Raw genomic sequence first — 25,363 nt, forward strand, 5'->3', positions numbered from 1 at the left:
ATTTGATAAGGTGGCGCCTGCCGTGTTAGCCAGGGGGAGTTATGCCTAAACATATTCTTATAGTGGACGATTCGAAGACCGTCAGGAACCTGGTGGCCTTCATCATGAAGAAGGAAGGGTTCAAGGTGACCACGGCGGAGGACGGCCTGGACGGCCTGGAGAAGCTCTACAGCCTGTCCGAGGTCGATCTGATCGTGTCCGACGTGAACATGCCCCGCATGGACGGGTTGACCTTCATCAAGACGGTCCGCGAGCAGGCCGCCTACCGGGACATCCCCATCGTGGTGCTGTCCACCGAAGGCCAGGACAAGGACATCCAGACGGGATTGACCGTGGGGGCGAATCTGTACATGATCAAACCAGCCCAGCCGGAAAAACTTGTCCGGAACGTCAAGATGCTGCTGGGATAGCCGTCCGCGCGCACAAAGGCGATACAACGCAACCGACGCGGCAGGGGACGCGGGCCCGCATACAGAGCCCCGTTGCCGCATGAGGAATCTCGATGAGCCAGGACTTTCTCGATCCGGAAATCTTGTCCGACTTTTTCATTGAAGCCAAAGAGCACTTGGAGACCATCGAACCCAACCTGCTCGAGCTGGAGAAGAGTCCCGACAACCTCGGGCTCCTCAACGAGATATTCAGGCCCATGCACTCTCTCAAGGGGGCCTCGGGCTTTCTCGGCCTGAACAAGATCAACGGGCTGGCCCACAAGGCCGAGAACATCCTGGACGAGCTGCGCCAGGGGTCCATGCGGGTGACCGGGGCCATCATGGATCTGATCCTCTCGGCCACCGACGCCCTGCGGACCATGGTGGACAACCTGGAGACCAGCGGGGTGGAAGGCGAGGTGGACACCGCCCCCATCATCGCCCGGATCGAGGCGGCCCTGCTCGGCCAACTCCCGGAAGAGCGCGCGGCCGAATCCGCGTCTGAAACGGCTGCGGCCCCCGCCGCCCAGGCCGTTGCCGAGTCCGAACCCGAACACATCGAACCAGAACCCGCCCTGGCGGCGGCTGACGCCGGGGACGCCGACATGACCGCTTTTCATCCGCAACCCGATCCCGACTTCGACCCCACTCCCTATGCCCTGACCACGGTCGGCGAAGGCCATCTGGCCGATTTTCTCGAAGAGGCGCAGGAGATCGTCGAGAACCTGAACCGCTGTCTCCTGGCCCTGGAAGGGGACCCGGGCGGCAACGACGAGTTGATCAACGACACCTTCCGTTATTTCCACAACCTCAAGGGCAACAGCGGCATCATCGGCTTCAAGGAGCTCAACTCCCTGACCCATGAGGCCGAGACCCTGCTGAACAAGGTCCGCAAGGGCGAGATCGCCTCCAGCCAGGGGCTTATCGATCTGCTCCTCTCGGCCGTGGACCTCATCGAGGCCCTGGTGTCCAAGGTGGACACCGAGACCAGCCGGGTGGAGCCGCTGGACACCAGCGTCATGGTCCAGGTGCTCCGCAAGGTCACCGAGGACGGCACCGTGGACGCGGTCATCGGCGTGGTGCCCGTGGGCAGGAAGGCGGCCGAGACCGCTCCCGAGCAGGCTGAGGAGAAGGAGGAATCCGCTCCCCGGGCCGAGGCCGTTGCGTCGGAACCCGAGGCCTCCGAACCCGAAGCGTCTGCCGCCGAGTACGATCCCGAGGACGTGGCCCTGTTCGTCCAGACCATCGAGCAGCAGTTCGAGGCCGTGGTCGTGGCCTTCCAGATGCTCCGCGAGGACGCGGGGCAGAAGGACATCGTCGACAGCTTGTTCAGGACCTTCCAGACCATCCAGAACTCCACGGGATACATGGGGTTCGACGAGATCAAGGAATACGCGGGCCGGACCGTGGGGCTGGTGGACCAGGCCCGCAACTCGGACATGGATTTTTCCCTGATGCTCGATCTTCTCGAGCAGGAGTACGCCATCCTCCGGGACATGATCGCCGCGGCTATTGACACCTTGCCCGGCGCCGTCTTATCCGAACCCGCGCCCAAGGTCGCAGCCCAGGCCAAGCCCAAGGCGGCCCCGGCTCCCAAGTCCGCGCCCGCGCCCAAACCGGCCCCGGCACCCGCGCCGCGCGCCGAGGCCAGGCCCGCTCCGGCCGAGCCGCCAGCGCCCAAACCCGCAGCCAAGCCCGCTCCGGCGGCAAAGTCGACCATGCCCACCACGGCCGTAAAGAACAGCCCCAGCCAGGCCCAGTCCCAGGCACCGGCCAAGCCCAAGGCGTCGAGCACCATCCGCGTGGACCATCACAAGCTGGACCACCTGATGAACGTCATCGGCGAGCTGATCATCAACCGCAACCGCTACGCCATGCTCGCCCGCGCCCTGGAAGAGGGCCAGGAGGATGTGCACGTGGTCGCCCAGCAGCTCACCGAGACCACCTACGCCATGGCCCGTATTTCCGACGACCTGCAGGACACCATCATGAAGGTCCGCATGGTCCCGGTGCAGACCGTCTTTTCCCGCTTCCCCCGTCTTGTCCGCGACCTGAGCCGTAAGTCCGGCAAGCAGGTGGAACTGATCATGGAAGGCGAGGAGACCGAATTCGACAAGTCCGTGGTCGAGGAGATCGGCGATCCGCTGGTCCACCTCGTGCGCAACGCGGTCGATCACGGCCTCGAGGACGAGGAGACCCGCATCGCCGCAGGCAAGAAGCCCAAGGGCCACGTGTGGCTCAGGGCCTACCACAAGGGCAACTCCGTGGCCATCGAGGTCGAGGACGACGGCCGGGGCATGGACCCGGAAAAGCTCAAGGCCGTGGCCGTGCGTAAGGGCGTCATCACCCAGGACGAGGCCAACGCCATGGACGACCGTGAGGCCCTGGACCTGATCTTCGCGCCGGGCTTCTCGTCCGCCGAAAAGGTCACGGACATCTCCGGGCGCGGCGTGGGCATGGACGTGGTCAAGACCAACATCAAGAACCTCAAGGGCAGCGTGAACACCCAGTCCGAAGTGGGCAAGGGATCCAAGCTGACTCTGACCCTGCCCCTGACCCTGGCCATCATCGACGCGCTCATGGTCCAGGTCGGCGGCGATACCTTCGCCATTCCTCTGGACGCCGTGTCCGAGACCACCAAGATCGAGGTCGAAAAACTTTCGGACGTCAACAACCGAAAGGCCGTCACCTTGCGCGGCGAGGTCCTCGGCATCGTCGAGCTGGCTGAACTGCTCGACATGCCCCAGTCCATGGACGAACGCGAGGTTCTGCCCATGGTCGTCATACAGGACAACGACCGCCGGCTCGGCCTGGTGGTGGACCGGCTCCTGGAACGTCAGGAGATCGTCATCAAACCGCTCGGCCAGTACCTCAACAACTTCAATCTCAAGGGACTGTCCGGCGCGACCATCATGGGCGACGGCTCCGTGGTGCTTATCCTCGATCCCCATGAGATCTACAGCCTGTCCACCCAGCTCGGCCGTAAGGAACCTCTGGTCATAAGCGGCGCTATCAACGGCAAGTAGAAGAGCCTCCGGCGGCCGGGGGAAGGGGGAAAGGGAACCCTTTGAGAAAAGGGTTCCCTTTCCCCCTTCCCCCGGACCCCCATCCCCCTTTCCTTCCTAAATTTTTTGTATACGCATGCGCGTGAGCGGTGGGTGAAGGTGTGTCGTGCTTTTCGCCAGACTTCGTTCGTGATGACTAAATGATGGAACAAGACGGAAGTAACGCGCTCGCACGGCACCCGCGAAGCGGCACAAAAAGTTCTGGAGATTCTTAAGAACCTCTTTCAAGAGGTTCTTAAGCCGTCGGAGACGCCCGGCCGGCGAGGCCCCGCCGGAGGCCTCTCATGACATGCGCGGTACACGCACAAAAAAGGCCGGGGAGCATTGCTCCCCGGCCTTTTTGCGTCGCTTGCCCCATCGGCTACAACATGGTCATGAAGTTGACGAACAGGGTGACGTTGAGGGCGTGCATGATCCAGAAGAGGGGCAGGGTCAGGAGGGCCAGTCCCTTGAGGCGCATGGGCGATTCGCTGCGGCCCAGGAACAGCCAGATGAAGCAGCAGACCGCGCCGACGCAGACCAGGGCGGTCCAGACGAAGGCCAGGGGCGTGCCCAGGATGAGGGTCTGGATGTCGGCGGGCAGCCGGGAGTAGAGCCAGCCCTGGCAGCCGAGGAAGCCGATCATGGGCAGCAGGGCCCAGCGGGCGGCCATGCGCAGGGCGAAGCCGTAGTAGTCGCGCCCGAAGTCGTCCTTCTTGCGCCGGATGATGAGGTAGCCCAGGCTCATGGCGGCGGCGGCCGACAGGACGAGCAGGGCGTACATGGCGGACATGGGCTGGGCCAGGATGGCCGTGTTGGTCAGGGCGTCGCCGGTGGAGCCGTTCAGGGAGAAGTTGAAGAGCAGCTTGGCCGGGATGATGATGGCCAGGCCGATGAGCGCGCCGAAGGTGGCCACCAGCCCGAGGCCGATATGGGCGGCCTTGGCCGAGCGCAGTTTTTTCCAGGTGGTGAAATAGATCAGTCCGGCCGCCAGGAACACGCCGAAGGCCACCATGCCCTGGAAGAAGGGCGAGCCCGGGGTGAAGTAGGCCTGGAATAGTTTCGGGAACTTGACCATGGCGAGGCCGAAGGAGGCTCCGCCGATGAGGACCACGGCCACGGTCAGGATCAGGCCCATGGCGGCGGTCTGCTGGCCGTATTTGTCGAAGAAGACCTTTTTGCGGGTCTTGGCCGAGATTTCGCCCAGGACCGCGATGGCCGGGCTGCCGAGTGCCGCCATGCCAAGCAGGCTGAAAAAGGCCGGGGCCAGCATGTAGGCGATGAGGGTCAGGGTTTCTTGGGTGCTCATGGTCGATCGGACTCCGGTAGGTTGCGCGGGGCGGACCGTGCCCCGTGGGCGTTTTTTTGCCTGAAAAACGTGTCGCGCGCAAGGGCGCATTTCCCGGCGCAAGTGGCATGTTGTCCGTCAGATTCCTTGCAAAAAATCCGGGTATCGCCTATTGCCTATGAAACGCCCAAACGAGACCGCGCGGAGACCTCCCTGATGAAATGCCTGAAACTCCTTCTGCTTGCCGCTATCTGCCTGCCCCTGGTGGGCTGCATAACCTCGCAGAAGAATGCCGAGACCGAGTCGGCGAGCACGGAGTGGCGCATCAAGAGCCTTGAGGAGAGTTTCCTGAATTTCCGCGAGCAGCAGCGCAAGATGGCCGACGAGGACGCGCAAGCCCGTGAGAAGCTGGAAAAGCGCATGGCCGCCGTTGAGGCCGAGCTGGTCGCCCTGCGTGGCGGGCAGGCCCCGTCCGACGCGCCGCGCGGCGAAGCTTGGTCCTCGGACCTCCAGCCCGAGGAAGACGGCTGGGTGGAGGGTGGCAAGACCGCCGAACAGGGCGCGCCCATGGTCGAGAACGACGCGGAAAAGCCGTGGGCCGATGTACCCGCCGCGCCCGAACCGCCCAAGACCATCCCCGAGCCCGAGGTGATCACCCGCGCCGAGGCGCCCAAGCCGCCCCAGGCCGCCGCCAGGCCGACGCCCAAACCCGTTGCCAAGCCCGCGCCCAAGCCCGCGTCCAAGCCCGTATCCGGGCCCAAGGCTTTGTACGAGCGAGGGTACGGTCAGTACAACGGAGGGCAGTTCCAGGCCGCCCGGGCCACTTTCGACGAGTTCGTGGCCAAGTACCCGAACAACGAGCTGGCTGCCAACGCCCTGTATTGGAAGGGCGAGACCTACTATTCCGAGCGTAACTACGCCCAGGCCATCCTGGCCTTCAAGGAAGTCACGGGCAAGTTCCCCAAGCACGACAAGGCTGCGGCGGCGCTGCTCAAGATCGGCATGTCCTACGACCGGGTGGGCGACCCGGACAACGCGATTTTCTACCTGCGCGCCCTGGTGGAGGATTTTCCCAATTCTTCCGCCGCCGGGATCGGGCGCAAGGAATTGGCCCGGCTGGGCGGCTAGCCCGCCGTCCGTCCCTGTTTTCCCCTGAAGGCCGGTCTCCCAGAGGGGCCCGGCCTTGTCTTTTTGAAGAGGATCGGCGGGCTCATGGACCTGCAACAAGAATTCTTCGCCTGTCTGGCCCTGAAACACACCCCCCGGCTGGGGCCCAAGGTGTGGCGGGAGCTGTTCGCCGCCTATCCGAGCGCCTATGAGGCGGTGCGTGACGCGGCGTCCTGGCACGATCGCGAGTTGTCGTCCAAGGCTCAGGCCAAGGCCTGCGCGACCGAGGTCTGGCGGGAAAAGGCCGAGGCCGAGTACCGCGAGGTCCGGCGGCAGGGCATGGACGTGGTCACCTGGTTCGATCCCCGTTTCCCCGAGCGTCTGAAAGAGATTTCCGACCCCCCGGCCATGTTTTATCTGCGCGGAGACGCGTCCCTGCTCGGCAACCCGGGCGTGGCCGTGGTCGGGGCCAGGGAGTGCACCCGGCTGGGGCTGGAGACCGCGGGAAGGATCAGCGCGCAGCTCTCGAAGATCGGCATCACCGTGGTTTCCGGGCTGGCCCTGGGCATCGACCGCCAGGCCCACCTGGGCGGGCTCAAGGGTGTGGGCTCGTCCATCGCCGTGCTCGGCTGCGGCCTGGACGTGGACTACCCCCAGGGCAACGCCGACGTGCGCGGCGAGCTCTACGAGAAGGGGCTGGTGGTCAGTGAATACGGCCCCGGCATGGAGCCTCGGGGCGGCCATTTTCCGGTGCGCAACCGGCTCATCAGCGGGCTGTCGCTGGGGGTGCTGGTGGCCGAGGCCGCCCACAACAGCGGCAGCCTGATCACAGCCCGGCTGGCAGGGGAGCAGGGCAGGGACGTGTTCGCCGTGCCCGGCCCCATCGGACAGCCGACCTTTACCGGCTGCCACCGGCTGATCAAGCAGGGGGCCGCCCTGGTGGAGTCCGCCTCGGACATCGTCGAGATCCTGCGTTTCGATTTCGCCCGCGAACTGGAAGAAGTGCCGGACCCCGATACGGATGTACCGGAAAACGGGGTTGACGTGGAACGTGCCGTGGTCAAAAAGAAGAAGGCATCCGCGAAGCCCGTCGATCGGGAGGAACGGAAGCAGCGGCGACGGTCGCCTCTCGTGGACCGGGAGGCCATGGGGCTGAGCCCGGACGAAAGGCGCGTCCTGGACCTGCTCGACGACGCCGACAAAATGCATATCGACGCCCTGGGCCGGGAACTCGGCTGGGATTCGTCCACGGTCAGCCGGATCATGCTCCTGTTGGAGATGCGCGGCGCCGTGCGGCAGCTGCCCGGCATGTGGTACCTGGCCAGGGAACACTAATCATTTGAGGTTATTATGGATTGGAAATTACTTGCCACCACCTTCGGCACCCTGTTCGTGGCCGAACTCGGCGACAAGACGCAGCTCGCCTGTATGCTCATGACGGCCAAGACCCAGAAGCCCTGGACCGTGTTCCTCGGCTCTTCCCTGGCCCTGGTCCTGGTCAGCTTCCTGGGGGTCATGTTCGCCCAGTTCATCTGTCAGTACGTGCCCACGGACATCATCAAGAAGATAGCGGCCGTGGCCTTCGTGGTAATGGGCTGTCTGATCTTCTTTGATAAGATTTGATAAGCGGGGTTGTGGGAAGCCGGGGCGCAGTGTATTTTTGTCCCGGCCCCTTTACCCTTTGACCGGAACGCCATGCAGAAGATACCCATCAACCTCGCCGCCCCGGGCATGAAGCTGGCCAAGGCCGTGACCAGGGAAAACGGCATGACCATCATGGCCGAGGGCATGGAATTGACCGACAGCCTCATAGCGCGGCTGGAGGGCATGAACATTGAGCGCATCACCGTGCAGGGTCATCCCGTTGAAATGGGCGGGGCCGGAGCCGGGACGCACTGGGGTGAGCGTCTGGATCGGCTGGATCACCTGTTCCGCCGGTACGGCGAGGACAAGTGGATGGTCCGGGTCAGGGAGCGCATGCGCCAGTATTTCCAGATCAAGGCCGCCGCCCAGGAGGCCAAGATGCAGGCCGCCGGGCAGGCGGAGTTGGCGGGCGAGGACCCTGACGCGGCCAACGGCCCCGAGGGTGTCGGCAACGGCGGGGACGAGGCATGAGCATGGACGAAGATCTGAAAACCCGGGTGAAGGGGGAGATCCTGCAGGTCAAGGACCTGCCGACCCTGCCCAACGTCCTGGACAAAATCACCCAGCTCGTGGAGGACCCGGACGCCTCCACCGAGGCCATCGCCAAGGTCATCGCCACGGACCAGGTCCTGTCGGCCAAGGTGCTCAAGATGGTCAACTCGCCCATCTACGGCTTTCCCGGCCGGATCAGCTCCATCCAGCACGCCCTGGTCCTGCTCGGCTTCAACGTGGTGCGCGGCATCATCATCTCCACCTCGGTCTTCGACATGATGGTCCAGGCCATGAAAGGGCTGTGGGAGCATTCGCTGGGCTGCGCCACGGCCTGCAACATCATCGCCCGCCGGGCCGGGTTCGAGGACCCGGAGGAGTACGCCGTGGCCGGGCTGCTACACGACCTGGGCAAGGTGGTCACCGCGGTCCAGCTCCCGGACACCCACGCGGCCATCCTCGACACGGTCAGGGCCAAGGATTTGACCTATTTTCAGGCGGAAAAGGACGTGCTCGGCTTCGGCCACGACCGCATCAACGCCTGGCTCGCCCGCCACTGGGGGCTGCCGCCGAACATCCGCGAGGCCATGACCCGCCACCACGCCCCGCAGCTGGCCGAGTTCTACAAACCCATGTCTTGCGTGGTTCACATCGGCGATTTCCTGGTTCGCCTGCTCGAGTTCGGCAACTCCGGCGACGACCAGACCGCCTACCTCAGGCCCGAGGCCCTCATTGAGCTCAAGTTCCGCATGAGCGACCTGGACAAGGTCATGGACGAGATGGCCGGGCAGTTGCTCGAGGTCTCGGATCTGACCTTCTGATTTTCTCTTTTTGTCATTTTTCACCCTGCGGTTTGGCCGGTTGTCCCCGTGATGTGACAACCTGCCATTTTTTTTCGTCCGATAATCTTGCCACTTAGCCGTGGAATGTTGGCGGATGAGAATTATTACCACTTCCGCAATTGACCAATCAATTGTCTTAAGTTATCAGATTAACGGAGATATTTTCGCCGCATGGGGCCGGATGCTGTATGTAGACAGTACGTTGGACCGCCTGGGGGGGATGGGCTGACAAATTCGTGATCCAAGCGAAGGCCCGGATTCCAGGCGCATCCGGTCGTGGCGGCGCTTTCGATTCAAAGCATAGTGAGGCGGTGCATGCTTTCATTCATTCGGCGGCGGCTTTCCCTTAAGCTGCTCATTCCCCTGTGCCTGGTCATCGTGGCGGGCATCGGCGGCCTGGTCTACTACGTTACGCAGTCCACCTTCGGCATGGCCTATTCGGCCACCGAGAGCACGGCCCAGGAGCAGGCGGTATCCGCCGCACGTTCCCTGAGCATGTTCCTCAGGGACCAGCGGTCCATGGCCCGCATTCTGGCCGGCAACCCGGACATGTTGGCCGCTGTGCAGGATTCGCCCGAGGCGGCGCAGCTGGCCTGCGATACCGTGGTCAAGACCAACCCCAACGTCTGGGGCGTCGAGGTCTTCGACGCCCGGGGGCAGGTCAAGGCCGGGGCCAACTCCAGCGACGTCAAGATGGTCGGGCTCTACGTGGCGTCCCGTCATTTCGCCAAGGAAGTGCTCAAGGGCAACGACACCGGGGTCATGGACAAGACCATCGTCTCGGACCGCAAGTCCGGGGCGCATATCTTCAGCATCAGTTATCCCATCCGCGACGGCGAAGGCCAGGTCCGGGGCGGGGTTGTCCTGTTCTGCTCCTGGGATGCCTTCGTCAAGCAGTTCGTCTCCCCGATCCACATCGGCCAAAACGGCTACGGCTTTGTCCTGGACGGCGACGGCCGTTTCATCCACCACCCGGACGAGAAGCAGTTCCGCAAGGACGCCAGCGGCTTCGAGTTCGTCAAGACGGCCATGGACAAGAAGGAAGGGGTCGTCGAGTACGAGTGGGAAGGCGCGCGCAAGTTCATGGCCGTGGCCCAGGATCCCGTGACCGGCTGGTTCGTGTGCATGAGCGCCTCGGTGGACGACATCGCCGCCGTGGCCGCCCGCCAGGGACAGGTCATGCAGATGGTCGGCGCCGGGCTGATCCTGGCGGTCATGCTTCTGGTGCACCTCCTGCTGGCCATATTCGTCTTCCGCCCGGTCAAGAAGACCGTGGCCATGGCCGAGGCGACCGCCCACGGCGACCTGGCCGAGGTCTATGAAAAGAACGAGAACGGCGACGAGATCGCCAGCATGCAGTCCGCGCTCATCGACATCCGCCGGACCGTGCGCGCCATGACCGGCAATTTCGCCGAGGTGGCCCGACGGATCGAGCGCGGTCACTTCAACGAGAGGGGCGACGCCGAAGGATTCGAGGGCGAATTCGCCGGGCTCATCAACGGCTCCAACTACATGCTCGACGGCATGGTCAACCTGCTCGACGAGCTGCCTTTGCCGCTGATGGCCATTTCCAAGGACCACACCATCCTGTTCATGAACAAGGCGGGCGTGGCCCTGGGCGGGGCCGAACTCGAGGAGCTCACCGGGACCACCTGCTCCGACTACTTCCTGACAGGAGATTGCAGCCCGGAAAAGTGTGCCTGCGACAAGGCCATGCGCGGCGGGGAGATGGTCTTTTCCAACACCGAGGCGCATCCCGGCGTCCGGTCCATGGAGATCGATTACTTCGGCATGCCGCTGGTGGGCGAGGACGGCGAGGTGCTCGGCGCGGTCAAGGTCATCATGGACCAGACCGAAATCCGCCGGGTGCAGCGCGAGATGCTCGAAACCGCCACCCAGGCCGATTCCGTGGCCACCATGCTGTCCGCCGCCTCCCAGGAACTGACCGCCCAGGTGGAGCAGACCACGCAGGGCGCGGAACGTCAGCAGGCCATGTCCGCGGACGTGGCCTCGGCCATGGAGCAGATGAACGCCACCGTGCTCGAGATCGCCCGCAACGCCTCCAACGCCGCCAGGAACGCGGACGAGATGCGCGAGAACGCCACCCGGGGCGGCGAAGTGGTCATGGCCGTGGTCAATTCCATCGAACAGCTGCGCGAACGCGCCGGGCTGGTGGACCGCAACATCCGCGACCTCGGCACCGAGGTGGAGGCCATCGGCGCGATCATGACCGTCATTTCCGACATCGCGGACCAGACCAACCTGCTGGCGCTCAACGCGGCCATCGAAGCCGCCCGGGCGGGCGACGCCGGGCGCGGGTTCGCCGTGGTCGCGGACGAGGTCCGCAAGCTGGCCGAAAAGACCATGAACGCCACCCAGGAGGTGGGTGGGGCCATCAAGTCCATCCAGGACGGCACCCGCCGCAACCTGGCCGCCTTCCAGAGCGCCACCGAGGCCATCGACGAGTCCACGGACCTGGCCGCCAAGGCGGGCGAGGCCCTGGACGACATCCTCAAGGTGGTCAAGGTGGCCGACGACCAGATCCGCAGCATCGCCGCCGCTTCCGAGGAGCAGGCCGCGACCACTTCCGAGGTCAGCCGCAGCGTGGAGGAGGTCAACGAGGTGTCCAACGGCATTGCCGGGGCCATGACCGAATCGACCACGGCCGTGAGCGATCTGGCCCGGCTGGCCGAGGAGCTCAAGCAGATCACCACGCGCATCGGCCGGGACGACGACTAGGCCGCACGCCTTCCAAGACGAATGAACGAACCCTCCCGTCCGGACCGGACGGGAGGGTTCTTGCTTTGACGCATGGCCGGACCGGTGCTAGATTCCGAAAATGAACCAGACCCTTGAAGAATCCCTGTTCCAGCGCAAGCAGACCGGCTTCCTGCTCTCCCCGGACAAGTCCCTGGCCGAGATGCTGCAAAAACTCTGGTCCCCGGACGTCCTGGAGTTCCGGGTCTTCGACAAGGGGGCGCGGGCCATTGAGCTGATGTTCACCGACCCGCCGGACCTGTTGGTGGTGGACAACCGTCTGTCCGACATCTCCGGCCGCGAGGTGGCCAACCTGGTCAAGAGCGAGAACGTCTACCGCCAGCTCCCGGTGGTCATGTGCGTGGACCCGGTGGACGTGGAGGAGCCGTGGAACTGGAACCAGGTCGAGGTGGACGACTTCCTGGTCCGGCCGTTCAACCCGTCCGAGGTCCGCGACCGCATCAACCTGACCCTGTGCCGGGCCATGCGCGCCCTGGACGCCAACCCGCTGTCCAAGCTGCCGGGCAACACCTCCATCATCCAGCGCATCCAGCAGCTCATCGACAACGGCGACGACTTCGCCCTGGCCTATTGCGATCTCGACTATTTCAAGTCCTACAACGACAAGTACGGCTTCTCGCGCGGCGATGAGGTGCTCATGATGGCCGCCCGGGTCATCGTCAATACCATCCGCAGCTACCAGGGCGTCTCGAGCTTCGTGGGGCACGTGGGCGGCGACGACTTCGTCTTCATCCTGCCGCCGGACAAGGTCGAGGACGCCTGCAAACGGATCATCAAGGCGTTCGACGAGATCGTGCCCCATTTCTACGACCCCGAGGACCGCAAGCGCGGCAACATCACCTCCGTGGACCGGGAGGGCAATACCAAGGTCTTCCCGCTCATGGCCATCTCCCTGGCCGTGGTGGTCAACACCGACCGGCGCATCGAGCACTACGGCGAGGTCTCGTCCATCGCTATGGAACTGAAGAAAAAGGCCAAGGAAGACCCGAAGAGCAGCTATGTCATCGACCGACGCCAATCGTAACCAGCTGGGCGAACTCGTCCGGGGGTTTCTCGCCTACCTCGAGGTGGAGAAGGGCTATTCCCCGGCCACCATCCGCTCCTATTCCACGGACCTCGACCAGCTCGAGGAGTTTCTCAAAAATCGCAAGGCCACGCTGGAACGCCCGGCGCGCCTGACCCGCGACCACGTCCGCGCCTTTTTGGGCGAGCTGCACCGCAGGCAGCTGACCAAGACCTCCATGGGCCGCAAGCTGTCCAGCCTGCGCGCCTATTTCAAGTACCTCCTGCGCCACAAGATCATCACCAAGGACCCGGCTGCGGGCATCCGCAATCCCAAGCAGGAGAAGCGCCATCCGCAGGTGCTCAACGTGGACCAGGCCGTGTCCCTCATGGAGGCGCAGGTGGACCCGGACCCCGAGGGGCTGCGCGACGTCGCCCTGGCCGAGCTGCTCTACGGCTCGGGACTGCGCATCAGCGAGGCCATCGGGCTGGACCTCAACGACGTGGATTCCGACGTCATCCGCGTTACCGGAAAGGGCAGCAAGGAGCGTATTGTGCCCTTGTCCGACGCGGCCGTGGAGCGCATTCGCCGCTACATGGGCCAGCGCCACGCCTTTCTCCACGACAACTATGCCGAGCAGGCCCTGTTCCTCAGCTCCCGCGCGGGCAAGCGGCTGGACCGCCGCCAGGCCAACCGCATCGTGGCCAAGCTCGCCAAGCTGGCCGGGCTGCCCAAGGACGTGCACCCGCACATGCTCCGCCACAGTTTCGCCACCCACATGCTCGAGGCCGGGGCCGACCTGCGCAGCGTGCAGGAGCTGCTCGGCCACGAGAACCTGACCACGACCCAGCGTTACACGCATCTGGACATGCAGCGCATCATGCAGGTATACGACCACGCGCACCCGCTGGCGGGCGAGCATAAAACCGATACCGACAAAGACTGAACGGAGACCACCCATGGACAATCCCCTGGTCCTTCTGGAAACCCCGGAAGGCGAAATCCTGATCGAACTTTTTCCTGACAAGGCCCCGAAAACCGTTGAGAACTTCCTCCAGTACGTGGACGACGAGTTCTACGACGGCACCCTGTTCCACCGGGTCATCAAGGGGTTCATGATCCAGACCGGCGGCCTGACCTTCTCCATGCAGGAAAAGGAAACCCGCGAGCCCATCGAGAACGAGGCGACCAACGGCCTGAAGAACGTCAAGGGCACCGTGGCCATGGGCCGCCTGCCCGAACCGCATAGCGCCACCTCCCAGTTCTACATCAACGTGGCCGACAACGCCGACCTGGACCACACCGGCGAGGACGACGAGAACTTCGGCTACTGCGTGTTCGGCGAGGTCGTGGACGGCATGAACGTGGCCGAAAAGATCAGCAAGATCCGCACCCACTCCTACCAGGGCTTCGACGACGTTCCCAAAGACCCCGTTTCGATTATTTCTGCTCGCCGTTTCGAGTAGTAGAAGATGCCTCCGGCGGCTGGGGGGAGGGGAAGGAAAACCCTTTGCAAAGGGCTTTTCCTTCCCCTTCCCCCAGACCCCCATCCCCATCCTTTCCTAAACTTCTTGTGCCGCTTCGCGGGGTACGAGTGGGATGGGAGCCCCTGCCGTTTTGCGGGACTTATGAGGTTGTACATAGGTGCACGACAAACCGCACCCGCACACACCTGCCGAAGGCACACAAAAAGTTTGGAAGGGGAGTCCAGAGGGGAAACTTTTTCCAAAAGTTTCCCCTCTGGCCGCCGGAGGCATTCTTGAATAAAAAAAGGGCCGCCCATTTGGGCGGCCCTTTTTTGTTGGATGATTCGTCAGGCTACTTGTTCAGGACGTCCTTGATGCGTTGGGCGGCCTGTTCCTTGGTGTCGGCGATTTTCTGGCCGACTTCCTGGTATTTGCGCTCGGCTTCATCGCTGAGGGAGGCCATCAGTTCCTTGACGGTGATGATCTTGTCCACCAGGTAGGCATTGGCGCCGCAGAAGGCGAAGCCGTTCTTGAGCTTGCCCTTGTAAGCGTTCACCAGGGCCTGGGCGATGCAGTAGGGCGACTTGTCCTCGGCGCAGGAGTGCAGGCATTTGTGCACGCATTTCTTGGGGTGTTTGAGACCGGCGGTCACGGCGTCGAGGAAGGTGTTCTTCAGGGCGCGGCCGGGCATGCCCACCGGGCTCTTGATGATGGTCACGTCCTCGGCCTTGGCGTTGATGTAGGCCTGTTTGAAGGCCATGTCCGCGTCGCATTCCTCGGTGGCCACGAACCGGGTGCCCATCTGCACGCCGGAGGCGCCCATCTCGAGGTAGCGGGCGATGTCCTCGCCGGTGTACACGCCGCCCGCGGCGATGACCGGGATCGGCTTCTCGTGCTTCTCGCGGTAGGGCTGAACGGCCTCGACCACCTGGGCCAGGATGTTTTCCAGCTGGTACTCGGGATCGTCGATCTGCTCGGCCTTGAAGCCGAGGTGGCCGCCCGCCTTGGGGCCTTCGACCACGAAACCGTCGGGCAGGTAGTTGAAGCGGCTGGCCCACTTGCGGCAGAGGATGGAGGCCGCGCGGCCGGACGAGACGATGGGCACGAGCTTGGTGCGCAGGTCCTCCTTCATCTCGTCGGAGACTTCGCGCAGATATTTGGGCAGTTCCAGGGGCAGTCCCGCGCCGGAGATGATCACGTCCACCTTTTCGCGGATGGAAGTGCGGACCATGTCGCCGTAGTTGGTCAGGGCGCACATGATGTTCACGCCGAGCAGGCCGTCGGTCATCTTGGCCCGCGCCTTGCGGATTTCCTCAATGAGGCCGCGGCGGTCGGCCCCTTCGGGGTCCTTGGCCCGCAGCGGATCGCGCATGCCGATCATGGACGTGGCGATGACGCCCACGCCGCCTTCGTTGGCCACGGCGCTGGCCAGCCCGGAAAGGGAGATGCCAACGCCCATTCCGCCCTGGATGATGGGCAGCCGGGCGGTTATATCACCGAAATTGAGACTGGGAAGCTTCATTTATATATACCTCGCGTAAAGCAGATGATTAGATGACCCTTGCTCTGAATTCAAGCCCAAGTCAAGATAAACGAATGTTTCAAATAGACGTTACGAAGTCGTGACGTGCTCCTTGACCACCAATTCAGCGAAATACATGGAGCTGGTGAAGGCCGGGGAGATGGAATTGAGGATATGGACGCTGTTTTCCGCCTCCTCGATGACGAAGTCCATAACCAGCTGGCTGGTCTTGATGTTCACGAGTTGGGGTCGGATGCCCGCCTTGGCGGTGGGCAGCATGTCCTCGGGTTTGATCTCCTTGACCAGCTTGGCGGCGTCGTTGAAGAAATGCTTGAAGAAGTATTTGCGCGGCTCTTCCAGGGCGATGGTTCGGAATTTCTTGTTTTCCATGAACATGCGCATGTCGCGGAAGAGGATGTTCAGGACTTCGCCGTCCAGCCCCTTGAGAATGCCGTAGTTCTCGCGCCCGAAGGCCGGAATGGCCGTGGGGCCGACGTACACGTCGCCGTGCACGCTGCGGGTGAAATGTACCCCCAGAAACGGGTTCTTGATGTTCGGGACCGGGTAAATGGACCCCTTGATACGGTCGGCGGCGGGCTTCTTGAGCACGCGGTAGATGCCCTTGAAGGGCAGCAGCCGGTAGTCCTCGCCGATGCCGAAGGCCTGGGCAACCTTGTCGCTGTAGGCCCCGGCCGCGTTGATGAACAGCTTGTAGCCGATGTCGCCCTGGGAAGTGGCGACTTTGTTGGGCCCGGCCGTGCCGGTGAACCGGGTGTCGAAGAAGAAGCGGACCTTGCCGCTGGTCTCCAGCTCCTCGCGCATGGCGTTGAGGATGCGCTTGGGGTCGACCACGCTGGTCAGGGGCGAGTACAGGGCGCGGTCCACGGTAAAGGCGTTGGGCTCGATCTCGGCCAGCCGCTGTTTGTCGATCATCTCGACCACACCGCCGTTGGCCGTGGCCCTGCGCTTGAGTTCGTCCAGGGTGTCCAGTTCGTCCTCGGTGCGGGCCACAATGACCTTGCCGGACTTGAACAGGGGCAGCCCTCGCTCCTCGCAGTAGGCCTGCATGCGGCGGTTGCCCTCCAGGCACATCTTGGCCTTCAGGGTGCCGGGATCGTAGTAGATGCCCGCGTGGAGCACGCCGCTGTTGCGGCCCGAGGCGTGCTTGCCCAGGGCCGGTTCCTTGTCGAAGATGATGACGTCGTCGCAGCCGGCCTTGAGCAGCTCCCGGGCGATGGTCAGCCCGAGAATGCCCGCCCCGCAGATGACGGTGTGTGCGTTGTACATGTACCTTATTCCTTGGTCAGCAGGGACAGGCCGCTGTCGGCGTCCTTCTTGCGCAGCATGTCCGTGCCGTCTATTTCCATTATGATCACCTCGCCCACCAGCCAGACGTCCAGGCCGGGGCGGATGCAGCCGGTCAGGGTCTCCCCGGCGCGGCCGAGCGCCGCGTGCATGTGCAGGACCGGGTTGCCGGACTCGTCCGGGAACAGGGTGCCCAGGCCGAGCACTTCGTGGGCCTCTCGCACCGGGCAGAGGATCGGGTCGATGACCGGGGCCTCGCCGTCCTTGGGGCCGGCGACCACGTTGCCCTGATTCGCGCCGCCGATGAGGGTGCACAGGGCGGTCCGGATGCCGTGTTCCTTGGCGAACTGTTCGAGACAGTCCGGGAGCCGCTCGCCGCTTTCCAGGCGCAGGGTGAATACCCTGCCCACATTGCCTTGGCTGTACTGCATGGGAATTCCTATTGGTCCTTGGGCGGGGTCTGCCCGCACGGTTTGGTGAAATCGCACCACTTGCAGCGGTCTCCGGGCCGGGGATCGAACCGGGAGGCCGTGAGCATGTGCCTGACCAGTGTCCGTACCAGGAGCGGGGCGATCTCGTCCACTGCCTCGTCCACTTCCGCCTCGGTCCACTTGGCCGGGAAAAGCAGCTGCTCCCTGCCGTTTTCGCCCAGCTTGACCAGCCCCGCGTTGACCGGGGATTCGCCGTCGGCACGGGCGTAGAGATGTAGGTAGGCCGGGAGCTGGACCGAACGAACGGACTCGGCCAGGTGTGTGAGCAGGTCCGGGTCCACGTCGCCTTCCAGGAAACCGGCCATGCGGTCCAAAAGCTCCATGTCCCCCCAGAAGCGTGCCTTGGGCAAAAGCGCGCCGCCGGTCTTGTAGTCCAGGATGACCACGCCCTGTTCGCGCCGCTCCACGCGGTCGATGCGCCCCTTGAACGGAATGACCAGATCGTCTACGGCCAGCGTGGTCTCAAGAGGGTGCTCCAGGCCGAGCAGGGTGGCGGGCTGCTGCGCGGCCACGAACCGCTCCAGCCGGTAGCGCCCGGCCTCCATCAGAGCCGTGCGCGTGTCCAGCGGCAGCCGGGCGTAGAGCGGTCCGGCGCGGAAGGTCTCGCTGAAGGCCGAGAGCAGCGGGGCCGGGTCCAGGGCGGCAAGGTCTTCGCCGGTCCCCACATGGGGCAGGAGGAACTCCTTGAGCACGTCGTGGACCAGGGAGCCGAATTCGCTGCGGTCTCCGTCCTCGTCCACGGCGTCCACCGGGCGCACGCCCGAAAGGTATTGGTAGAAGAACCGCTTGGGGCAGTTCATGTAGGTGTCCAGGCCGGACGGCGACAGCCCCTTGGCGGTCAGGAACTCGGCCAGGGCCGTGCGCACGGCCTCGGTGGCCGGGACCGAAGGCGGTCCGGCGGGCAGGGAGCTGGCCGGGAAGGTCACGGTGCGGATCACGCCGTCCTCGGGCGCGATGAGTTTGCCCGAAGCCAGTTCTCGCTCCCACAAAAGTTGCTCCACGAACCGGCTGCGCACGGACTTGCCGTCGAGCAGGCCGGGCTGGACGCCGTTCTGGTAGTAGATGACCGCCTCTTTCGCGCCCATGAGCAGGCGGTAGAAGTTGTAGCCCGAGACGTTGTCCCGCTCGCGGGCGTCGGGCAGGCCCAGGAGCTTGCGCAGCGGGTCGGGCAGCAGCGGGTCGAACGGGTTGGTGCCGGGCAGCCGCTCCTCCACGGCGTCGAGCACAAAGAGTTTGTCGAAGTGGAGCAGCCGGGTTTCGAGCACGCCCAGGACCTGCAGCCCGGTCAGGGGGTCGGGTTCGAAGGAGACGCGCTCCTGGTCGAGCAATCGGCGCAGGAACGAGTGCAGGGTGGACTGGCCCAGGGGCTCGAAACAGGTCTCGGCGCTCTTGAGCTGGGGGATGACCGAGTTGGTCAGCCGGAACAGACACTCGGCGTCCATGAGATAGGTGTGCCACAGCCGTTCGCCGCGCGCGTGGAGCATCCCGGCCAGCCCGGCGAGGGCCCCGCCCACCTCGGCCAGGGTGTTCACGGCCTGGAACGCGGTCAGGCAGCGGTCCAGGATTTCCGCGAGCAGCGGTTCGGCCACGGTCCGGTCCACGTCCTTGAGCGCGTCGCCGTCCCATTCCGGTTCGAACGCCATGGGGTCGATGAACTTCTCGCCCCGGCGGATGATCGCCTCCCACAGGTGGAACACGGTGCGAAGCGGCTTGTCCTCGGGACCGAGCAGGCGCAGGTAGGGATGGCGGATCAGGGCGATCACGTCCTTCCAGTAATAGCGCCCGTCGGGCGCGCGGTTTTCGCGCAGGACCAGCAGGGTCTCGATGAGCCGGGCCAGGGAGGTGCGGGCCAGCGGATAGCCCATGGAAATGTTCGGCTCCAGATCCGGGTCCACCTTGGGGAGCATATGCAGCACGGGCAACAGCGCGCCCTCGTCGGGCAGGACCACGGCGGTGCGCTCCAGGGTGTCGCGCTCCTTGAGCTCGCGCATGTCCTCGGACAGCCCGGCCAGCTGCGAGTGGCGGTCGTAGCCTTCGCAGAAGCGGATATCCGGGGCGTGCGGCGTGGTGTCCAGGCCCAGCGGTATCTCCGGGCGCACCCCCCAGCGGGAGAGCCAGGCCGTGTGTTCGGCCGTGGCCCAGTGGGCGCGGCCGCCCTCGGCCAGGGCCGGGTCCGAATGCAGCACCGGGGTCAGGATATCCCGCTCCCACAGGGCGCGGAAGAGCCGGTCCTCGGTCCCGCTCAGGGCGTAGAACCCGGCGGCCAGCACGGTACGGCCGTCCAATGCGTCGGCCACCTCGTCCAGGTGATCGAGGACGAAGCGGGCGGACAGGCCGGGCGTGGTCCATCCCCTGGCTTCGAGCCGGGCCAGGTATTCGTGGTGGATGGCGCGCAGCTGCTCCAGGAGCCCGGCGGCGTAGGCCGAGACCTCTCCCTCCATGTACTCCAGGTCCAGGGGCTCCAGATCCTGGCGCAGGAGGTCGTCCATGAGCCGGGTCAACAGCATGCCCCACGGCAGGAACGCCTCGCGGTCGAGTTCGGGCAGGCGGGAGAGCAGGCTGCCCTTGCGCCCGCGCAGGTCCGTGACGACGGTATGCAGCATCTCCACCAGGTCGAGTGGGTTGGCCTTGACGGGCGGGACGGGCGAGAGGCGGCGGTGCTGGCCGGAGACGAAGTCCGCGATGGAGGTCATCTCGGGCATGAAGGCGGGCCGCTTCATGTCCGGGTGCGCGGCGAGCAGCCCTTTCAGGTGGCGGCGCGGACGGTTGTGCGGGAAAAGTATGGTCAGTCTGCCCGGATTGTCCGACTCGGCGACCATGTTGGCCAGCACGGGCATGAAATCGGTCTGCCAGGGGACGAGGAGGATGGGATTCATCTAGGCGTCCCTCCCGACTTCGCGGATCTCGCGCAGGTCCAGATAGACCAGGAAGCCGCGCGGCGCGCCGTATCCGCCCATGGCCGCGAGGATGTCCATGTACTCGCGGACCTGGATTTCGTTGTGCGGATCGGGTCGGCCGGTCTTGAAGTCCACGATCACGGCCTGTTCGCCGGTGACCAGCAGGTCGAACCGTTTGAACTCGCCGCCCGGGGCCAGAACCTCGGGCTCGCGCACTCCGTGGGCCAGCCAGTTGCGCAGCCGGTTGTCGCTGAGCGCCCATGCGGCCATGGCGCGCAGGTCCTGGTCGAGCCTATCCCGGTCCGCGTCGGCCAATGCGCCCAGTTCCGGGAAGTCCTGGACCGCCAGGGCCATGGCCCGGTCGATGTCGGCGGCATTGTCGTCCGAGACCGCCATGTGCTCCATGACCCGGTGGGCCACTTCGCCGCGCATGCGCTCGTTGAAGAAATAGTCGTCCAGGTTGTGGCGGTAGACCCGCAGTCTGGGCAGCCAGCCCATGAGGTCCGCTTTGCCTGCGGACGGGGCCAGAGCGACCGGCTCGGGCCGGGCGGCCTGCGCGGACGGGTGCGTCCCCGCCGGGGTGTCTCCCAGTTCGAACACGCCGTCGTCGTCCAGTTCCAGGAACTGGTCCATGGCCTTGAGAACCACCGGGTTGGAGGCCCGTGTCTTCTCGGGGAAGAAGCCGTACAGCTCCTCCCGCGCCCGGGTCCAGGCCACGTAGAGCAGGTTGAGCTGTTCGCGCACGGCCCGGCCCAGGCTCTCCTGGTAGGGGCGGCCCAACTCCTTCTTCATGGGCACGAGCAGGCTGTGTCTCTTGAATTCATGGACCACGAAGTTGCGGTCCGTGTCGGTCTTCCAGTGGTGGAAGGGCACGATGGTCACCGGAAATTCCAGCCCCTTGGCCTTGTGGATGGTCATGATGCGCACGGCGTCGATGTTCTCGGGCAGGGGGACCTTTTCCTGGTCCGACTTCTCTTCCCAGTATTCCAGGAAGGCGGACAGGGAGCCGTAGCCGTTCTCTTCGGCCAGGTGGATGACCTCCAGGAAGCGGCGCACGTACAGTTCGGCCTCGGGGTGCCGCTCCAGGACCCGGAAGACGCGCACACCCTCCATGGTCAGGTCGTAGGGCGTCATCAATCCGGACTGGTTGTAGAAGGGCTCGATGAGACGTTGCCACGGCTCGGGGAAATCCTCCCGGAACTGCACGCCCAACGGCCGCTTGCGGGGCTTGATGAGCCAGTCCAGCAGATCGGCCTCGTCCAGGCCGGACTCGGCCAGGAAGAGTTCGTGCCCGCCGATGAAGGCCAGGAAGGCCGCATCGTCGCGCGGGAAATCCAGAAAGCCGAGGAATCCGGCCAACTGCCGGACCACGGGGTGGCGGTCCAGCTGCAGGGAGTTCTCGGTGATGACCGGGATGTTCTTGCGCACCAGCAGGTCGCAGACCAGGGTGGCGTGGGTGTGGGAGCGGACCAGGATGCCGATGTCCCGGTAGTTGCGCCGGGCGGTCAGGTCGTCCATGAGCGCGTCGAGCCGCTCCAGGGTCTGCTCCTCGATCTCGCCCGAGCCGCCGCCCTCGATCCGCTCCATGCGCACGTAGCCGCCGGTGTCCCGGTGCTTGTCCGGCAGGGATTGGGCGCAGTCGCGGAAACTCTGCCTGAGTTGGTCGGCGAACTCGGCACGGAAGGGGCCGTCCGCGTCGGGCAGGACGCGCTCGGCCAGGTCGGCCGCCTGGTCCGGGTCCTCCAGGTTGGCGAAAAAGGTGTTGTTGAACTCGACCACGTTGCGGTGGCTGCGCCAGTTGTCCGGCAGGTTCTCGGCCTCTGGGCGCTCCACCAGACCCGCGATCTCGGGCTGGGCCATGACCTCGTCGAACAGGGCGGAGTCCCCGCCGCGCCAGCCGTAGATGGCCTGCTTGACGTCGCCCACGAAGAACAGGCTGCCGCCCTTGCCCAGGCACTCGCCGGCCAGCGGGGTAATGGCCCGCCACTGGTCGCGGTTGGTGTCCTGGAACTCGTCCACCAGCAGGTGGTGCAATCGGCAGCCCAACCGGCAGTAGGCCTCGGACACGGCCCCGCCTTCGGCCAGAAGGTCGATGACGTGCCCGGCCACGCCGCTGTTCAGGACCATGCCCTGCCTGCGCTGCAACTCCTCCAGTCCGTTCTCCAGGCGCAGGGCGATGTCGATGGCCGGGGCCAGGAAATAGGCTCCGGCCAGGATGGCGCGGCTCTGGCGGTACTCGGCCCACCTGGATTGCAGGCGGGCATAGAAGGACTCGGTGCGATCGTCCACCAGCCCCTTGCCCTTGGCCAGGACGCAGTCCGCCACGGTGCCCTTCTTGATGGAGGCCGAGTCCGGGACCGGATCGAACAGCTCCATGTCCAGGCAGTTGGTCAAAAAATCGCGGAAATATTTGTTCAGGGGCAGGCCGGTCTCCTCGGCGTGGGCGGTCATGGCCTCAACGGATTGCCTGAAAGACGCGTATTCGCCGCTGAGCAGTTCGACGATGGCCTGCTGATCGGTCAGCAAATCGCCCGCGCGGGTTTCGACGCAGCCGGTCAGCTCGCGTAATCGGTCGCGGACCGTGTCCTGGACCCAGAAGCCGTTGCGCCCCTCCTGGCGAATGAGGGTGCCCACCGCGCTGTCCAAAAGCCCTGCGGCGTCCTCGTCCGTTTCGCACAGGGCCAGGAAGAGGTCGAAGACCGCGTCGAACAGCTCGCGCTCGTCAAAGACGATCTCGAAGTCCGGGCGCACGCCGAATTCCAGGGCGAAGAGCCGGAGCAGAAGGACCAGCAGGGAGTCGATGGTCCGGATGTTCAGCCTGTGGTAGCGGCGCAGGATCGCGCCCACGGTGGTCCGGGCGGTCTCCGGGGTACAGGCCGGGTTTTCCTCGATGCCGAGCGCGCTCGCCTTGAGCCCGCCGACCACGCGCTCCTTCATCTCGGCGGCGGCCTTGTTGGTGAAGGTCACGGCCATGATCTCGGGCCAGGTGAACCCCCGGCCCGGCCGGTTGGTGCAGACGAACGGCGTGTCCCGCTCGTCCGCCGCGTCCAGCAGGGCCAGGAAGCGTCGGGTCAGCTGGTACGTCTTGCCCGAGCCCGCCGAGGCCTTGACCTGTCTCAGTTCGGACATCCCCTAGGCCTCGCTCTGCACGGTCTTGCGGTTGCGCGAGCCGGACAGCACGACCATGAGCACGGCGGCGATGATCAGCGACGAGCCGGCGTAGCCGAGCAGCGAGAACTTCTCACCGAACAGCCCGTAGGCCAGGACGGCGGCCACCAGCGGCTCGAAGGTGGCGATGACCGAGGCGTGGGTGGCGTCCATGCGCTTGAGGCCCGCGTAATAGACCGAGAACGCGCCGTAGGAGGTGACCAGGGCCATGCCGATCATGAGCAGCCACGCCTGGGGCGACTTGTGCACGAAGTCGATGAACGGCAGAAGCAGGAGCGCGCCGAAGGGCAGGGCGTAGACGAAGATGGTCGGCGTGGGATAGCGGTACAGGAACTTTTTTCCGAAGATGTAGTAGAGAGCGTAGGTGAAGCCGGAGAGCAGCCCGGCGGCCAGGCCGAAGAGGTTCAGGTCGATGGTCGAACCGCTCATCAGCTTGGGTCCGAGGCTGATGCAGGCCACGCCCAGGATGGTCATGACCACGCAGACCGCCTTGACCAGGGTCATCTCCTCCCTGAGGACCAGCCGGGAGAGCAGGGCCACCCAGGCCGGGGCCGTGTACAGCAGCACGGCGGCCATGGCCATGCCCACGTCGCGGATGGCGATCTGGTACGCCCCGTAGAAAAGGGTCACGCAGATGACCCCGAAGCCGAGCAGGGCGGGCATGTCCGAGCGGTGGGCACGAAGCTGCCCGGCCACGGCGGCGTGGACCAGGAAAAACATCCAGCCGAACATGGCCCGCCAGAAGGCGATTTCCAGGGCGCTCACGCCTTCCGCCAGAACGAACTTGGTGAATACGCCGATGACGCCCCACATGAAGGCGGCGGCGAGGACAAAAAGGACCCCGGCCATGGCTACAGCTCGACCACGGTGCCGGCGCCGGTCTTGGCGGCGCGTTCATAGACCAGGGCCGAAGCCATGACGTCGTGGGCGGCGATGCCCATGAGCACGGCTCCCCGGCGTCCCTCGCGCAGGCCGCGCCTGTCGCCCGCGCAGACCTCGCACAGGTCCGCGTCGATGGCTTCGGGCAGGGGATAGCCGTTTTGGAAATAGGTGCCCGCCTCCTGGGTCCTTGCATACTGCTCGCGGTGGTCGCAGGTGAAGTGCGCCCCGTCGAAGACGTCCTCGTTCACGCAGGCGTCGTAGTCCACGGCGATGACCAGGCAGTCGTCCCCGAGCCACTCACGGCGTACGGGCCGGTCCGGCTCCTCGACCATGGGCGTGCAGGTGATCAGCACGTCGGTGCCGCGCACGGCGGTCTCGATGTCGGTGTGCAGGGAAAAGACCGCGTCGGGAAGCTGCGGGGCCATCTCGTCGATGAACCGCTGGACCGAGGGGGCGCGAAGGCCGCAGCAGCGGACCTCGTTCAGTTTGGGGAAGACTTCCTTCATGGCCAGGAGGTTGGTCCGGCCCTGGACCCCGGTGCCCACGATGGTCAGGCGGGCGGTCTCGGGATCGCCGAAATGGCGGGCGTAGACGCCCGACGCCGCGCCCGTGCGCCAGGCCGTGAGCCGGGCCGCGTCCATGATGGCCAGGGGCAGGCCGGTCTCGGGATCGTTCACGATCATGACCCCGGAAATGTAGGGCAGTCCCTTGGCCGGGTTGGCCGGGTAGCCCGCGATGCACTTGACCCCGGCGCGATCGATGTGGCCGCCGAGGTGGCAGGGCATGGCGTGGATGAAACTGTCCTCGCGCGGGTGGACCCCGATCTTGGCGGGCATGCTGCCCAGCCCCTTGCCCAGGGCCGCGAAACCGGTCTCCACCGCGTCCATGACCTCGGCCATGGATATTCCGAGGCGGTCCATGTCTCCAGCCGACAGTATACGAACTTCCGAACCCATTCCGCTTCCTTTGCGCCGCAATCCGTTGAGTTGAAACTTCGCGCAAGGATGCT

The 25,363-nt window shown here is 64.9% G+C and carries 19 protein-coding genes; 11 read left to right on the forward strand and 8 right to left on the reverse strand.

From position 1 onward, the window contains the following. Window positions 1-41: 41 nt before the first annotated feature. Both ACR42D_RS07655 and ACR42D_RS07660 read left to right on the forward strand, forming a co-directional pair. Window positions 42-410: a response regulator gene (locus ACR42D_RS07655; protein ID WP_071546983.1), complete on the forward strand. Its 369-nt coding sequence runs from the start codon at window positions 42-44 to the stop codon at window positions 408-410. 92 nt (window positions 411-502) lie between these two features. Continuing rightward, on the forward strand, window positions 503-3,454 hold the full coding sequence (locus tag ACR42D_RS07660; protein ID WP_484566238.1) for a chemotaxis protein CheA: 2,952 nt from the start codon (window positions 503-505) through the stop codon (window positions 3,452-3,454). Window positions 3,455-3,854: 400 nt separating this feature from the next. On the opposite strand, the gene ACR42D_RS07665 is transcribed toward ACR42D_RS07660, so the two are convergent. Further along, window positions 3,855-4,781, reverse strand: coding sequence for a hypothetical protein (locus tag ACR42D_RS07665; protein WP_484566239.1), 927 nt, complete (start codon window positions 4,779-4,781; stop codon window positions 3,855-3,857). A gap of 195 nt (window positions 4,782-4,976) precedes the next feature. On the opposite strand from ACR42D_RS07665, the gene ybgF reads away from it, so the two are divergent. From ybgF to ACR42D_RS07710, 9 genes are all read left to right on the forward strand, one after another. Then, window positions 4,977-5,888, forward strand: coding sequence for a tol-pal system protein YbgF (ybgF, locus tag ACR42D_RS07670; protein ID WP_484566240.1), 912 nt, complete (start codon window positions 4,977-4,979; stop codon window positions 5,886-5,888). Window positions 5,889-5,972: 84 nt separating this feature from the next. Next, on the forward strand, window positions 5,973-7,202 hold the full coding sequence (gene dprA, locus ACR42D_RS07675; RefSeq protein ID WP_484566241.1) for a DNA-processing protein DprA: 1,230 nt from the start codon (window positions 5,973-5,975) through the stop codon (window positions 7,200-7,202). Window positions 7,203-7,217: 15 nt separating this feature from the next. Continuing rightward, entirely contained in the window at window positions 7,218-7,490 is a 273-nt protein-coding gene (locus ACR42D_RS07680; protein WP_014320867.1) for a TMEM165/GDT1 family protein, read from the forward strand. Window positions 7,491-7,562: 72 nt separating this feature from the next. Next, on the forward strand, window positions 7,563-7,982 hold the full coding sequence (locus tag ACR42D_RS07685; protein WP_484566242.1) for a hypothetical protein: 420 nt from the start codon (window positions 7,563-7,565) through the stop codon (window positions 7,980-7,982). 2 nt (window positions 7,983-7,984) lie between these two features. Then, on the forward strand, window positions 7,985-8,821 hold the full coding sequence (locus tag ACR42D_RS07690) for an HDOD domain-containing protein (RefSeq protein WP_484566243.1): 837 nt from the start codon (window positions 7,985-7,987) through the stop codon (window positions 8,819-8,821). A gap of 336 nt (window positions 8,822-9,157) precedes the next feature. Next, complete coding sequence (locus tag ACR42D_RS07695) at window positions 9,158-11,581, forward strand: methyl-accepting chemotaxis protein (protein WP_484566244.1); 2,424 nt, start codon at window positions 9,158-9,160, stop codon at window positions 11,579-11,581. A gap of 100 nt (window positions 11,582-11,681) precedes the next feature. Next, on the forward strand, window positions 11,682-12,644 hold the full coding sequence (locus tag ACR42D_RS07700) for a GGDEF domain-containing response regulator (protein ID WP_484566245.1): 963 nt from the start codon (window positions 11,682-11,684) through the stop codon (window positions 12,642-12,644). After that, the gene (gene xerC, locus ACR42D_RS07705) at window positions 12,619-13,569 is read left to right on the forward strand and encodes a tyrosine recombinase XerC (RefSeq protein ID WP_484566246.1); all 951 of its coding nucleotides are present in this window, start codon (window positions 12,619-12,621) and stop codon (window positions 13,567-13,569) included. Before ACR42D_RS07700 ends, xerC begins: the two co-directional genes overlap by 26 nt. Before the next feature lie 13 nt (window positions 13,570-13,582). Beyond that, window positions 13,583-14,089, forward strand: a complete 507-nt coding sequence (locus tag ACR42D_RS07710; RefSeq protein ID WP_484566247.1) for a peptidylprolyl isomerase — start codon at window positions 13,583-13,585, stop codon at window positions 14,087-14,089. A gap of 352 nt (window positions 14,090-14,441) precedes the next feature. Here ACR42D_RS07710 and ACR42D_RS07715 read toward each other — a convergent pair whose 3' ends face one another. From ACR42D_RS07715 to ACR42D_RS07745, 7 genes are all read right to left on the reverse strand, one after another. Next, window positions 14,442-15,611 (reverse strand): NAD(P)H-dependent flavin oxidoreductase, encoded by a 1,170-nt coding sequence (locus tag ACR42D_RS07715; protein ID WP_484566248.1) that lies wholly within the window; start codon window positions 15,609-15,611, stop codon window positions 14,442-14,444. A 90-nt stretch (window positions 15,612-15,701) separates the two neighbouring features. Next, window positions 15,702-16,898 (reverse strand): L-2-hydroxyglutarate oxidase, encoded by a 1,197-nt coding sequence (gene lhgO / locus ACR42D_RS07720; protein ID WP_484566249.1) that lies wholly within the window; start codon window positions 16,896-16,898, stop codon window positions 15,702-15,704. Between the two features lie 5 nt (window positions 16,899-16,903). Next, window positions 16,904-17,347 carry a PPC domain-containing DNA-binding protein gene (locus tag ACR42D_RS07725; RefSeq protein WP_484566250.1) on the reverse strand — a complete coding sequence of 148 codons (444 nt, stop codon included), beginning with the start codon at window positions 17,345-17,347 and terminating at the stop codon, window positions 16,904-16,906. A gap of 8 nt (window positions 17,348-17,355) precedes the next feature. Continuing rightward, window positions 17,356-20,283, reverse strand: a complete 2,928-nt coding sequence (locus ACR42D_RS07730) for a PD-(D/E)XK nuclease family protein (protein WP_484566251.1) — start codon at window positions 20,281-20,283, stop codon at window positions 17,356-17,358. After that, the gene (locus tag ACR42D_RS07735; RefSeq protein ID WP_484566252.1) at window positions 20,284-23,433 is read right to left on the reverse strand and encodes a UvrD-helicase domain-containing protein; all 3,150 of its coding nucleotides are present in this window, start codon (window positions 23,431-23,433) and stop codon (window positions 20,284-20,286) included. It lies immediately after the preceding gene. 3 nt (window positions 23,434-23,436) lie between these two features. After that, window positions 23,437-24,321: a DMT family transporter gene (locus ACR42D_RS07740; protein WP_484566253.1), complete on the reverse strand. Its 885-nt coding sequence runs from the start codon at window positions 24,319-24,321 to the stop codon at window positions 23,437-23,439. Between the two features lie 2 nt (window positions 24,322-24,323). Beyond that, window positions 24,324-25,274 (reverse strand): ornithine cyclodeaminase family protein, encoded by a 951-nt coding sequence (locus ACR42D_RS07745; protein ID WP_484566254.1) that lies wholly within the window; start codon window positions 25,272-25,274, stop codon window positions 24,324-24,326. Window positions 25,275-25,363 lie beyond the last annotated feature (89 nt).

Origin of the sequence: Pseudodesulfovibrio sp. lm2024, from assembly GCF_051175575.1 — a bacterium.
Taxonomy (GTDB): Bacteria; Desulfobacterota; Desulfovibrionia; order Desulfovibrionales; family Desulfovibrionaceae; genus Pseudodesulfovibrio; species Pseudodesulfovibrio caledoniensis.